Below are 14,472 nucleotides of genomic sequence, written 5' to 3' on the forward strand. Positions count from 1 at the left end.
CTGGGATATGTACAACAAAGAGAAGAAATTATGCAATGTTAAAGTTGCCAGCAAGTAAAAGTAGATTTTGTTATATAACCAGGATCGTTTCCAGAAAAAAAACGAAATGACCGTTCCCCCGGTAGATTCCAGGGAAACGGTCGCAGCTTAAGACATCTTTTTCTCGCATCTAAGTTTTATAGAATACGAGATAGTATTTTACCATCAAGCCCAATGTTAAACACATAGAATAATAATGGTCTTCTTCATCCTCTACTAAAAATAGAAAAAGATTGTATTATCTTAAAATTGTGATATGATATCGTCAAGTTAATAAACATTTAAAAGAAAATATGAAAAATAATTACATTTAATTGTGACCAAACCTCTTTCTTCGCCAAATTTCAGTGTTCTAACCCATTTTATTGAAAGCGATTACAAAAAGAAACCTGACTGATTATAGCTTTTCTAATCGCACACACAGATGCAAGCTTACTTCGGGTTATAGCCACTCCCTTGCCACTGTGAACACGTACGCGGTGCACAGGTCGTCTGGCTTAAACCATATATGACAACATGAGGATTTAACCTAACAGCAACCTAACCATTATTTCAATAAGGGGGGTGACATGAGGAGAATCTCTTCGTTTTTTCGGTATTTCATCATCACTGCTATTCTGAATTTCAGCTCACCAACCAATCCAATCTCATGGAGGCGAAACGTATGATCCGTAAACCGCTAGTTTTGTTGTTGTCGTGTCTGCTAATCTTTGTCACCCTGCCCGTTGAATCGAGCCATGCAGCCAATGCAGCCGTTGCCAAACTTCCTGGAAACTCCAATTCCCTCATCGATCATAAACTGGGAGCCGATCCTTATGTGCTCGTCCATAACAATCGGGTCTATGTCTACATGACAGGTGATGCATATCTGTACAACAGTGACGGCTCTGTCAGAGAGAACCAGTACAGCACGATCGGGAAAATTAACGTCATCTCATCAGCTGATATGGTGAACTGGACAGACCATGGTTCCATCCCGGTAGCGGGTGCGAATAATGCCAATAATGGACAAGGGATTGCTAAATGGGCTACCCAGTCCTGGGCTCCTTCGATGGCGAAGAAAACCATTGCTGGCAAAGAAAAGTTTTTCCTGTACTTTGCCAACTCGGGTGGAGGTATTGGCGTACTCACGGCGGATTCCCCCATTGGACCGTGGTCCGATCCAATTGGTCGTGCCCTCCTGACTCACGGTACACCGGGTATGTCTGGCGTAACCTGGCTCTTTGATCCAGCTGTACTTGTCGATGATGATGGCTCTGCTTACTTGTATGCTGGAGGTGGCATTCCGAACGATACCAACGCTGCTTCCATTGCCAACCCCAAAACAGCTCGGGTCATTCGTCTCGGTGCCGACATGACCAGCGTGGTGGGCAGTGCTGTGACTATTGATTCTCCTTATATGTTCGAAGATTCTGGCATTCACAAGTATAACGGCAAATATTATTACTCCTACTGCATCAACTTCGCGGGAACACACCCCACTGCATATCCAAAAGGTGAGATCGGATACATGGTCAGCGACAGCCCGATGGGGCCTTTCACGTATAAAGGACACTTTCTGAAAAATCCCGGCACGTTCTTCGGTGTAGGCGGCAATAACCACCATGCCGTGTTCCAATTCAACAACGAATGGTATGTGGCGTACCATGCGCAAACGGTAAGCAAGGCATTCCTCGGTGATGGTAAAGGGTACCGTTCCACACATATCAACAAACTGACACATAATGCGGATGGAACAATCCAGGAAGTTCAGGGGAATATGACAGGTGTACCTCAGACCACTAACCTCAACCCGTATGTCCGGGTGGAAGCCGAAACCATTGGCTGGCAAGCAGGAATTAACACTGAACCGAGTCAAGCGAGCGGTGGACCTGTAGCCAATCAGAATGTCACTAATATTCATAACGGGGATTGGATCGCGGTCGGCAATGTTGATTTTGGCTCAGCTGGAGCCTCCAAGTTCAAGGCCAATGTCGCTTCTACCGGAAATGGCAACATTGAGGTTCGACTGGACAGTCCGACAGGCCCACTAGTTGGAACACTTAACGTAAGTTCAACTGGCGGTTCGCAAACTTGGCGCGAGATGGAGACCAATGTTACCAATGCTACAGGGGTACATCGTTTGTATCTGGTGTTTACAGGCTCAGGCAATGGAAATCTGTTCAAACTGGACTACTGGCAATTCACATCCGGTTCGGGCGGTAACCCTAACCCAAATCCTAATCCCAATCCAAACGTTACCCGTTACGAAACCGAGAATATGACACTTGGCGGCCAATACGCTGGCGTAGTCAGTTCCCCTTTTAATGGAGTCGCTCTTTACGGGAACAATGATTATGCGGCATACAATCAATATTTTGCATTCCCAACCCATCAATTCTCTGTCCGCGGCGCTTCCAACAATAATAATACAGCCCGTGTTGATCTGGTCATCGGGGGTGTAACCGCTGGTTCTTTCTACTTCACGGGAACGGAGCCGACCGTTCAAACCCTCAGCGGCATCACACACGCTACAGGTAATCAGGAAATCAAGCTGGTCGTAACAACGGATAATGGCACTTGGGATGCTTACATTGATTATCTGGAGTACTCGCTTTAATTCCTAGGACATGATCAATTGGGAGGATAGAATATGTGGAAAAAGATCAGTGCTCTTCTACTCGCTCTTCCTTTGCTTATAACATCATTCCCTTTGACAATTCCGGCAGCTTCAGCCGCAACGTTCAGCAATCCGGTTATTTACGCGGATATTCCTGACAGTGACGTCATTCGGGTAGGCAATGCATTTTATATGACAAGCACAACGATGCATATGAATCCGGGAGTCCCGGTCATGAAGTCTTATGATCTGGTCAACTGGAGCATCGTAAACTATGTATACGATACGCTTGGAAACGGGGATATACAGAATCTGAACAATGGACAAAACGAGTATGGGCGTGGTTCCTGGGCGAGCAGCTTGCGGTACAACAATGGTATATATTATGTGGCCTTTGGATCGCTTTCCACGGGCAAGACGTATATTTACCAAACCAGCAATATTGAAACAGGGCCATGGACACCTTACACATTGAACAGTTATTACCATGACCCCTCCCTTTTGTTTGACGGGAATCGAACCTTTCTTGTTCATGGCAGTGATAACATCAGTATCGTTGAGCTGACACCTGATGCCAAGGCCATCAAGTCCGGCGGACTCAATCAGGTCCTGATTCCAAATGCGAGCAGTGTTGCCGGCTCCAACATGATTGTAAAGGCAGAAGGAGCACACATTCAGAAGATCAATGGCATGTACTATGTATTCCTGATTGCCTGGCCTTCGGGTGATGGTCGCATTCAGCTTGCCTATCGTGCAAACACATTGACAGGTCCATACACAGGTAAAGTTGTACTCAGAGACTCGGGAATCGCCCAAGGAGGCATCGTGGATACCACATCCGGCGCTTGGTACGGCTTGCTGTTTCGTGATAGCGGGGCCATTGGGCGCATCCCCTATCTCGTTCCAGTGACGTGGTCAGATAACTGGCCAGTGTTTGGGTTGAACGGCAAGGTTCCCCTTAACATGAATATGCCCGTTGAAGGTCAGCCTGCTGCCAAAATCTACGGGTCCGATGAGTTCAACGCAACCACATCCGGCACCCCCTCAGTAACGCAACTGTTAGTGAACGGCGGCTTTGAGGAAAGTACCCTTCAGCCGTGGGCCAGCAACAATACGGCGACCATCACCGTAACAAATGCCGAAGCGTTCAGCGGTACAAAAAGCCTGTTCGTCAGCGGCAGACAGCAGACAGCTGGTGGTGCCAAACAGATGGTTACCGGCAAGCTGGTACCGGGAGGAACGTACTCTTTTTCGGCAAAGATCAAATACACTACTGGTCCTGCAACCAAAACGTTCAATCTTAGCATCCAGAACGGTGCAAGTTATACCGGAATTACCATTATGGGCAGTGCGACGTTAAGCCGCGGACAGTGGGGTACCATTCAAGGTACGTATACCGTTCCGTCAAATGCAGACCTGTCCCAAAGCTTTATTTTTGTGGAAACACCCTATAACTCGAATCCGGACCCGACCAATGACTTGATGGCGTTTTATGTGGATGACGTCTCCCTGACAAGCAATTCATCTTCCGGCACATCCAGTCTGGCCACATTTTGGCAGTGGAATCATAACCCTGATGCTGCTAACTGGTCCCTGCTCCAGCGGCCCGGTTTCATGCGGTTAACTGCAGGCAAAATCAGCAAAAACCTGTTAGAAGCCCGCAACACACTGACACAACGAACCTTTGGTCCAAAAAGCACAGGGATGACTGCTTTGGATACAGCAGGCATGAAGGATGGTGATTATGCAGGACTCGCTGCTTTTCAGGCCAGATATGGTTTGGTCGGCGTAAAAATGAAGGGCAGCACCAAATCCATCGTTATGGCTAATGCCAGTTCCGGCACCATGACTGAAGTAGCAACTGTGCCATTAAACCAGAACAGAATCTATCTCCGCGTCATCTGTGATTTTACGAACCAGACCGACAAAGCCTACTTTGCTTATAGCCTGAATGGAAGTAACTGGACAACCATTGGTAATACACTTCAAATGTCTTACACACTGCCACACTTTATGGGATATCGGTTTGCACTATTCAATTATGCAACGAAGTCTACCGGAGGATATGCAGATTTTGATTATTTCCACGTAGAATAAATGTAGTTTTATTCGGTTATTAATTTTTCGCTTATGATCAGGAGCTGGACTTCACCATGTGTGGAGCCAGGTCCTTTTCAGTATATTTTATATGAAGAGATTCACCTTTTAACTTCAAAAACCCCGAATCTTGACAAGGATGAAGCATACCTCATGTAAACTTCATGTTCCATATATCACCTCTATAGTAAGATATAGATTAATGTAAACATTATTAATTTCTAATCGATAAGGTGGGTTTTATTTGAAAAATATAATTGTCTTTGGTGCAAGCAAGGGATTAGGCGATGCATTTGTCCGAGGTGTGCCGCAATCCGGTGATAAGGTTTGGGTGGTCTCTCGCAGCAAGCCGGAAAGTCTCTCCGTGGAGGATGGCGTCGAGCGAATATGGATTCAGGCTGATCTTTCCGAGCTTCAGGCCGCAGAGCAAGTTGCCAGCCAACTTCAAGGCGAGACGTTGGATGTGCTTATTTATAACGTGGGGATCTGGGAAAAGGAAGGATTTGAAGAGCACTATACGTTTGATAAGGATGAACCGGCAGATATCAGTCAGCTGATCCATGTGAATGTGACTTCTACGATTGTATGTATACAGGCGTTACTGCCTCAGCTCCGCCAGTCTGAAGCAGGGAAGATCATCCTGATCGGTTCAACAGCTGGTTTGAGCAATGCAGGCAGCAGCCAGGTTTCTTTTGTCGCCTCCAAATTTGCCATACGGGGTATTACGGAAGCTCTAAGAGAGCATACGAGGAATGACCGCATCGCGGTGACATGCATCAACCCGGGAGAACTGGCGGCAGAAATTCCGTATGAAGACGGGATGGAACGTGCACTGGCTGAGTATGGTGGGACACGCATTCCCCTGCAGGATATGGTCGCAATCGTTCGATGTATCATCAGCTTGTCCAAAGCGGCCTGTGTAAAAGAGATCAACATGCCCGCCTTAACGGATACGAACACCTAGATAGCAACCCGTTTACATTAATACATGCGACAAGTGCGCAATACCTATGGAATTCAGGCGTTCATGCTCAGGGATATTTTCATATAACAAATGGGATTTTCCGTCCTTGTCCAGGTGATCACGCATAGCTGCAATCCGTCCCTTGTTAACATCAATAAAACGAAAATCGATTTGGCGCAAATGCTCCAGCCCGGTTAGTCCATCAAAGGAATCCGCCTTGAGCGCCGTATTTATCTCTTTCAGTTCAATAAACTCCAAAGCACGGGCTGTCCATAGATGTTTGGTATCGCGCAACGATTTCATATAGTCCAGTTCGAGCTGTCTGAGAGAGGTCATATGGGAAAAGTCGCATAACTGCTCCAGCTTGGGCAAGGACAGATGCAGATATTCCAGCCCCCGCATCTGTTCGAGTCCCTGAATACTCGTCAGTTTGCGAATAGAGCTTAGCTTCAACATCGAGATGGTCGACTGTATTAATACATCCAGTCCCCCTTTTAACTCACAGTGATCCAGGGACAGATACTGAAGCCTAGGTAGTTCCGCTAACACATCGGCACTTTCGAGCGTGCAGCTCAGAATGAGCGTATGCAGTTGGAGGCATGCCGCAATGGAAGCAAATCCGTTGAATTTGCCACGCAGTTCAAGAAAGGTCAATTGTTTATAGTGTTTAATAAAATCGAGTCCGGTCACCTTTGCAGGTGAGTTCAATCTTAGAAACTGCAGTTGCTCCATCGCACCCAGGATCGTCAAATCCTGTGCCTGCGAAAGATCAAGCTGTAATGCAGACACATGTTTCAACTGTGCCAGTCGCCCCAGAAATCCGGATGAATATACCCCTTTAGGGTCCATATGTGATATGTGTAGGATCAGATCCGGCCGGGCAAAGAATACTTTGGCATCGAGCTCAGCAAGGTCCTCGTATGTATCCGCGTCAACGCGAAAATGAACCGTTGCTCTGCGGCGCAACAGATGCACCGCCTGGTGCATCTTTTCGGCATTCCATGGAGCCCCCTGTATTGATGCATGCCATAACTCACTCACAGATAATCCCCCTTTTCACCCATAGTTCCAATTCATTCCATTATAAACAAGATCACCTGAATGAACCACCACCGATCCCCGTTTTTTCATTCCTTTCTTCTTTTTTCATCCCTTCCCCTTCATCCTTCTCATAATCATGCCTTCCTTTCCGTTGCTTTCAGGATTATTCGACAGAAATCTACATAAAATTAGAGATCATACCGACATATAACTTAGGCGTTTTGAGCTTTTATTAATCATCTGGGGAGATGGAATATGTCGAACATGTTGAACAAGTGGGGGAAAACGGGAGCACGGACATCCAGTATGGCAAATACGTTGTCCATTGTGCTGCTGGTCATTATCGTAGTTGTCTTTGCCGTGCTGGGAACATTTATGTTTGCAAGCACAAGAAACATTCTGGTGAAACAGCAGGAATCCATGCTCCAGACCAAGACACAAGCCATTGTTAGTGAATTTGATGCACTATTCAAGGAAAAGGGCGCACTCGTCAAGCAAATGTCCACCAACACATTATTTCAGCAATACATAAAAACAACAGCATCTGCTGCGGATGCGGCAAGTTCTACCTACGCTGCGGAAACACAGGCGACACTCGCCGCTATCGTTAAGGCAGAGCCTTCGTTTGCCGATGCCTGGGTCGCGGGTCTGGATGGAAAAGGCTTTTGGATTCAAAATGATGGTGTCGTATCTGCACCGGATTTTGATATCCAGTCACGTCCATACTACAAGCCGGTTACCGCTGCAGACGGACTTTATTTCTCCGATCCGTACATTGATATTGCAGCAGGCGATGTACTTATGGGTATCTTTTATCCGATCAAAGACGACAACAACAACACGATCGGCTTTGCCGCAGCGGATATTGCATTCAAGGATATTCCGGCGATTATGGAGAGTTATTCCCTTGGAAGCACGGGCTATTCCATGTTGCTGTCCAAGAGTGGGGAAATTCTGTACCATCCGGATCAAGAGAAGGTATTGAAGGAGAACATCCTGGACAGTACAGGGGACATGGGGGACATCGGCAAGAAAATGCTTGCTGGGGAAAACGGCGTACAACTTATGAACGACAATGGGGAACGTCGTTATATCGGCTACGCTACCAGCAAGGATACGGGATGGTCCGTTGGTCTGACCATATCCGAAGAAGAAGTTCTCGCGGAATTAAAAACATTCACGTGGATTACGCTTGGCGGTTTTGCTGCAGCCACCCTTCTACTTGTGATTATCTGTTACATTACCCTTCGCCGTCTGTTACGCTCCATACCACAGCTGCTGGCTAAGATTAAACAGATTGAACAAGGTGACCTGACTGTCCAACTGGATATCAAATCTAATAATGAAATTGGACAGATCGCCACAGGTTTGAATTCCATGGTGCAGAAAATTCAGGGCATGCTGCAAATGGTCGGCAGCTCGGCGCAAATCCTGAACCAGTCGTCGAATGATCTGCAAGACATCTCCTCACGAACGGCTGTGACCATGAATGACACATCAACAGCCATCAACGAGATTGCCAATGCAACGAATTATCAGTCCATCGAAACGGAAAATATTTTACGCAAAACAGGCTCGTTATCCAGCCAAATTGATGAAATTGCTACCGATGCGCAGGCTATGGGAACGGTCGTGCAGACATCTGCCGATCAAAGCAGCCAAGGACTTGCGGTCGTGGAACAATTATCGAAATGGTCTGAGGAAAACCATCAGTCCACCCAAGCAATGTCCTCTATTATCCAGGAGATTGACCTGAGTCGGAATGAAATATCCAGTTTTGTGGATACAGTCAAACAGATTGCCTCTCAAACGAACCTGCTCGCCCTGAATGCCTCCATTGAGGCTGCACGTGCTGGCGAACATGGAAGAGGATTTGCCGTCGTTGCCGAAGAGGTCCGCAAACTTGCAGAACAGACGGCTCAGGCAACAGAGGAAATCAACAAAAAGGTGAATGTTATTGAAGAGAAAACAACCCTGTCGGTTGAACATACCATGCGCGGTATGAAGATTGCGGAGGAGAATGCCAAATCCGTAGAAGATACCAAACATGTATTCTTTAGTATTAACAAAGACCTGAAAGATCTGCAGCAGCGTATGATGCAGATTACCAACAATACCTCCAATGTACACAAACACAAAGATGAGATATTCCAGGCACTGGAGATTATCTCCTCCACCACAGAGGAGAACTCGGCATCAACGGAAGAAGTAAGCGCCAGCACGCAGGAGCAGCTGGATAGTATCGAACAGGTAGCGGATCTGTCGAAACAGTTGAACCAGCTATCTGGCAAACTGCAAGACGAATTAAGCCAGTTTAAAGTAAAGTCATGATCCGCAAGCTTTCCTCTGCTCTTCTCTTTTAGTCGCTGTCCATTTATTATTAATGAATATGCGTACGAAGAGGATTGGAGGCTGAATCATCATCATGAACTTTGCCAAACGAATGGATCATTTCAACGAAGGAATTTTCACCCGGTTGCTGGAGATCAAACGCCGCAGACTGGAGAACGGGCAGCCCGTTATTGATCTCAGTGTGGGTACGCCAAATATCCCACCTGCGCAGCATATTATAACTGCACTATGCGAGGCCGCAGCTGATCCGGCTAATTATATATATGCTGTGAATGATCAGAGTGAGTTGTTACAAGCTACGAGCAATTGGTACAAGCAGCGCTATCAGGTCGAGTTAGACCCTGCAACACAGATCTGTTCCTTACTCGGTTCACAGGAAGGGCTGGCACATATATCCCTCTCCATTGTCGATGAAGGTGATCTGGTGCTGGTCCCTGACCCCTGCTATCCCGTCTTCGCGGATGGACCGTTACTGGCAGGTGCAGAACTGTATTATATGCCGCAAAAAGAAGAAAACGGGTATGTTATTCAACTTCAGGATATACCGGAAGATATCGCTCATCGAGCAAAATTCATGCTGGTCTCCTATCCCAACAATCCAACAACTGCGATGGCACCAGATCAGTTCTATCTCGACCTGATTGCCTTTGCGAAGAAGTATGATATTATCGTGCTCCATGATAATGCGTACAGTGAGCTCGTGTTTGACGGAAAGTCATGTGGAAGCTTCCTCGCATTCCCTGGCGCCATGGACGTCGGTGTGGAATTCAATTCCCTGTCAAAAACGTACGGACTGGCCGGAGCTCGAATCGGCTTCTGTGTGGGCAATACAACCATGGTCTCCATGCTGAAAAAGTTAAAATCCAATATGGATTACGGCATGTTTCTTCCGATTCAAAAGGCAGCAATTGCCGCCATTACCGGTGATCAATCCGAGGTTGAACGGGTCAGAGCAATCTATGAACAGCGAAGAGACATCCTCTGTGATGGATTCAGCAATCTCGGTTGGCCGATTGCCAAACCTGATGCAACAATGTTCGTCTGGAGCCGGATTCCGGCGCACTACGACAGCTCGGAGCAATTTGCCATGGATCTGGTTACACATGCAGGGGTCATCGCAACCCCAGGTAGTGCCTTTGGTCCTTCGGGTGAAGGGTATGTGCGCTTCGCCCTCGTTCAGGATAATGAAATATTGCAACAGGCGGTACAATCCGTCGATGACAGCGGGATTCTGAAATCCAGCTAACGGGAGCACAATTCGAATGTGCTCAAGCAAATATCCCCTCAAGGTCCACAGGGAACAAGAGTTTCACGTTTGATAACGTGATCTCAACTTCTTGTAGACGTGAGGGGATTTTTTTCATTTTCGAGGACTAAACATTCATGAGGTGATGGTGTATGTGTTGTGCCAGCTAGGGGGAATACAAATCATGATTTGTGTAAACACGTTAAACAAGATCGTAAGATCGTGGGCTAAATGGTGCCAAGTTACAGTAAAAAGCCTGCTCGGAGAGCAGGCTTCTGGTTTGGACTTTTATACAGACTTGCGCCAGTTAGAACGATACATCAGATACAGGAAGTACGGTGTTCCGATGATCGCAATGAGTATGCCTGATGGAATCTCTGTCGGCGCCATGACGGTTCTGCCGATTGTATCGGCGAGCACCAGCATGACTGCACCGGCTAATGCGGATAAAAACATCGAACGTCTTAACTTATTCCCCGTCAATAGCCGAACCATATGTGGTGCAATCAGGCCGATAAAACCAACGGTTCCTACACAAGCAACAGCACCTGCTGCAAGTAATACACCAACTGTCATGGCTAATAATCGTGTACGACGTACTCCGAGACCAAGCCCGGATGCACTATTGTCGTCAAATACCAGCAGTTCGAATCTGCGTGCCAGCCACCAAGCCACCGGTACCAGAATAACTAAAAATAATCCGATAACCCTCACCTGTTCCCAGGTACGAGCATAGGTACTTCCTGTCAGCCAGATATATCCGCTGCTACCGTATACCGCACCACGGACAATCAGAATCTGAATACCTGCTCCAGCAATGGCAGACATCGCGATCCCCAGCAACACAACCGCCGAAGGGTTCAGTCCTTTCTTCCAGGCGAGGGAGAACACCACCACTGCAGCAATAGCTGCACCGATGATTGCCGCAATTGGCAGCAAGTATATCGGAAGACCCGGCCATAAGATGATGACCATCATCGCTCCAAGCCCTGCACCTGAGGACACACCAACAATTGAAGCATCAGCCAGCGGGTTACGTACCGCCATCTGAATGAGTACACCACTGATTGCCAGTGCAGCTCCTGCACCTGCGGCAACAAGTGTACGCGGAATCCGAAGCTGAATCAGCGCGGAGAACAGTCCATCCGATTGGAACAGACTTGGTAACCAATCGGCCAGGGGAATTCGCATACCGCCAAACATCGTACTGAGCAAGATAAGCACGACCGTTATGACTGAGAATAATACAGCCATCGGGCCAAATGCAAAGCGACGCGCAGCTCCTCCTGTGCTCATTGAAGTAGACATGCCTGATCCGTTCGCAGCCTTCATGCGTGTAAGAACAAGCCAGATGAGCCACGGTGCACCAATGATCGCCATAACGGCACCCGTTGGCAGTTCCATGCTGGAGTTATGCACCATCTTGGCAAGGACATCTGCTCCAACCAGGAGCGCTGCGCCCCATATGAACACACCGGGTAAAAGTAATCGATTAGAACGTACACCACTCAATCGAACCAGATGTGGTGCGACCAGTCCCACGAAGCCAATCGGTCCGATTACACTTACAATCACAGCAGCCAGCAATACAGCAAGTATTAACCCTACTGCACGAGCCAATGTAACCTTTTGTCCCAAGGAAGAAGCCGTTGATTCATCCAACTCCAGCATATCCCACTGTCTGGAAAGGATTAACGAGAGAAGGGTAATACCAACCACCCAAGGCAAAGCATAAAACACACCACTCCAGTCATTCTGGACAAGTGTTCCGGAGCCCCAAAGGAACAACCCTTGTGTCTCCATGGAGAAAAAAATATGTAATGCACTTGTAAATGAACCAAGCACCATCGATACAATCATACCGGACAACGCAAGTCGAACCGGGCTTGATGTTCGTCCGCCGCCCATGAAATAAGCCGCAAATGCTGCCAGCAAACCACCTAGTGCTGCGAAAAGAAAAGGCGACTGACTTAACACGCCTGGAAAAGCGATAGCTCCCAGCACCACCACAAAGTACGCTCCTGCATTAATGCCCAGCGTATCTGAAGCAGCGAGTGGATTACGAGTAATCGTTTGCAGCAAAGCGCCCGCAACAGCCAGTGCGCCACCCGCAAGAATACCAATCACTGTACGCGGCATGCGCAAGTACCAGACCATATTGTGCTCTAATGAATCCTGTCTGCCTGTAAGAGCGTCCCAAACGACATGCAAAGGAATGGATGCTTCTCCATAACACAGACTTACAAAAAAAAGCACGATGAGAGCGGTTAGACCGCCCCCATATATGCTTATTGTGCGCCAATTCATAGCTGACTTAGATCCTTGAACCGAACTCATTTGGTAATCGCCTCGACTACCCCATCAACCAATACTTTGGAGGAGATCGGTCCACCAAATGTCCATGTTGTACTATCGAGTTGATATGTGCGTTTTTCCTTCACAAAGTTCAGTCCGTTCCATACCGAGTTATCTTTCATGGCTGTGCCAAAGACGTCATCGTTTGGTTGTGTAATATAAATGAAGTTACTGTCCTTTACATCGGTTAAGGATTCAATGCCTACTGTAGAGAAGCCATAGTTTTCAACTTTGTCCGGCTGCCAATCGTTAACCAGTCCGATTTTGTCCAATGTACCAATCACAACCGAGTTATCGGTAAACATACGCAGGCTGACTGCATTTTGATATGTGAATGCTTGTGTCAGTGCAAAGTTGAAGTTTTCTTTCCCCGCAGCAGCCAGTTTTTCTTTGGCTTCTACATAGTGTTGATCGAGATTACTCAAAACTTCTTTTGCTTTGTCTTCTTTACCGAGAGCTGTTGCAATGTTATTAAAGATCTCTGTCATCTTGTCATAATCATAGCCGTCACCATCATACGGATCATATTCAATCGTTGGTGCAATTGCATTCAGCTGATCGTAGACCGCTGTATTATTATCCGCATTGGCAATGATCAGATCTGGCTTCAATGCAGCAATAGCTTCCAGATTGGGTTCACTGCGTGTTCCGATATCCGTTACACTGTCATCCAGTGCTGCTTCGGATGTTACCCACACTTTATAGTTAGCGTTATCTGCATTACCTACTGGTTGAACACCCAGGGCAACGACATCTTCCGTATATGTCCATTCAAGCGTAACGACACGCTCCGCTGGTTTGTCCAGCTTAAGCTCTCCACGTTTATGCTTCACGGTAACCGGACCTGCTGTCTCTTCAGCCGGAGCACTACCGGAATCACTACCTTGACTTGTATCTGTTGTAGTCGTGGTTTTACCACAACCCGCCAAAACCAGCACAAAGGCCAGCATGATCAACAATCCGTTCAACCCTTTTTTCATATCTCTTTTCTCCCCTATTTGTATGTATTTATATGATAACAATTATCATTATCACTATTGGATTATGCCGTAGGAATGGATTTTTGTCAATGCAAAGTACCTTATTCCAATTCTTTTATGAGATAAAAAAAGGAAAGGGATAGTTCAAAAGCCATCCTTCCCTTCGATTGATTGCTGTTTACATTAACTCAACTGCATCGTAGTGATGCATGTATTATCATTTTCGTATGTAGACAATTGCGTTTCTGCAACCTTTCCATCTCCAACAATGCGAATCAGATAGGTTCTGTCTCTAGGCACCCAAAAATCCATAAATCCGTTTGCACCAGACTTCATCACTTCATCTTTCATAAAGGTGTTGCCTTGTGAACCGTGAATGGTAACGCTGAATTCCTTATTGCTCATTTCCCCCTGACAACCGGTCAAACTATGAATTGCACAGGGATGGGTCTGGTCCACATAGGGTGCAATGGAAAGGAAAAATTCATTTTCAGGCAAATCGTATGTAGTGGTCTTTTTATCTTGATCGGTTACGATTAACTGTTTGGCATTGATGGAGGCAGATTCGGGTGTCTCTTTTCCTGTGCTGATATCTTCCACCAATTTTCGGATGTTGGGCGCATTGGCTTTACCCGCCTCTTCCTTACCTGTATTGCTTGCAAACAGGTATGTTCCGATCACAATCACAACTACAACACTTGCAATGATCCACATTTGTTTTTTCATCTGGAGTCCATCTCCTCGTCCGTTTTCATCAAGTATAATGGAGAACGAAGCAATATGGACTTATACAACAAAC

9 protein-coding genes are annotated in these 14,472 nt (G+C 46.8%); 5 read left to right on the forward strand and 4 right to left on the reverse strand.

The window, feature by feature from the left end; translation table 11 throughout:
- Positions 1–703: 703 nt before the first annotated feature.
- The 3 genes from MKZ13_RS22605 to MKZ13_RS22615 all read left to right on the forward strand — a co-directional run bounded on the left by MKZ13_RS22605 (position 704) and on the right by MKZ13_RS22615 (position 5,699).
- Positions 704–2,638 (forward strand): carbohydrate-binding protein, encoded by a 1,935-nt coding sequence (locus MKZ13_RS22605; protein ID WP_339178360.1) that lies wholly within the window; start codon positions 704–706, stop codon positions 2,636–2,638.
- A gap of 33 nt (positions 2,639–2,671) precedes the next feature.
- Entirely contained in the window at positions 2,672–4,735 is a 2,064-nt protein-coding gene (locus MKZ13_RS22610; RefSeq protein ID WP_339178363.1) for a family 43 glycosylhydrolase, read from the forward strand.
- Between the two features lie 244 nt (positions 4,736–4,979).
- Positions 4,980–5,699, forward strand: a complete 720-nt coding sequence (locus MKZ13_RS22615) for an SDR family NAD(P)-dependent oxidoreductase (RefSeq protein WP_221824415.1) — start codon at positions 4,980–4,982, stop codon at positions 5,697–5,699.
- 12 nt (positions 5,700–5,711) lie between these two features.
- Here the strand turns inward: MKZ13_RS22615 and MKZ13_RS22620 are convergent, their stop codons facing one another.
- A complete protein-coding gene (locus tag MKZ13_RS22620) occupies positions 5,712–6,740 on the reverse strand; it encodes a hypothetical protein (protein WP_339178366.1) in 1,029 nt (342 codons plus the stop codon).
- A gap of 255 nt (positions 6,741–6,995) precedes the next feature.
- Here MKZ13_RS22620 and MKZ13_RS22625 point away from each other — a divergent pair, with 255 nt between their 5' ends.
- Positions 6,996–9,071, forward strand: a complete 2,076-nt coding sequence (locus MKZ13_RS22625) for a methyl-accepting chemotaxis protein (protein ID WP_339178369.1) — start codon at positions 6,996–6,998, stop codon at positions 9,069–9,071.
- Between the two features lie 94 nt (positions 9,072–9,165).
- Positions 9,166–10,338: an aminotransferase class I/II-fold pyridoxal phosphate-dependent enzyme gene (locus tag MKZ13_RS22630; RefSeq protein ID WP_339178371.1), complete on the forward strand. Its 1,173-nt coding sequence runs from the start codon at positions 9,166–9,168 to the stop codon at positions 10,336–10,338.
- A gap of 288 nt (positions 10,339–10,626) precedes the next feature.
- Here MKZ13_RS22630 and MKZ13_RS22635 read toward each other — a convergent pair whose 3' ends face one another.
- The 3 genes from MKZ13_RS22635 to MKZ13_RS22645 all read right to left on the reverse strand — a co-directional run bounded on the left by MKZ13_RS22635 (position 10,627) and on the right by MKZ13_RS22645 (position 14,399).
- On the reverse strand, positions 10,627–12,675 hold the full coding sequence (locus MKZ13_RS22635; RefSeq protein ID WP_339178374.1) for an iron ABC transporter permease: 2,049 nt from the start codon (positions 12,673–12,675) through the stop codon (positions 10,627–10,629).
- Complete coding sequence (locus MKZ13_RS22640; RefSeq protein WP_315370802.1) at positions 12,672–13,673, reverse strand: iron-siderophore ABC transporter substrate-binding protein; 1,002 nt, start codon at positions 13,671–13,673, stop codon at positions 12,672–12,674. The genes MKZ13_RS22635 and MKZ13_RS22640 overlap by 4 nt, the downstream gene beginning before the upstream one ends.
- A 183-nt stretch (positions 13,674–13,856) precedes the next feature.
- Positions 13,857–14,399, reverse strand: coding sequence for a CueP family metal-binding protein (locus MKZ13_RS22645; RefSeq protein WP_339178379.1), 543 nt, complete (start codon positions 14,397–14,399; stop codon positions 13,857–13,859).
- Between the last annotated feature and the right edge of the window lie 73 nt (positions 14,400–14,472).

It is taken from the genome of Paenibacillus sp. FSL R5-0701, from assembly GCF_037973995.1.
Lineage (GTDB): Bacteria > Bacillota > Bacilli > Paenibacillales > Paenibacillaceae > Paenibacillus.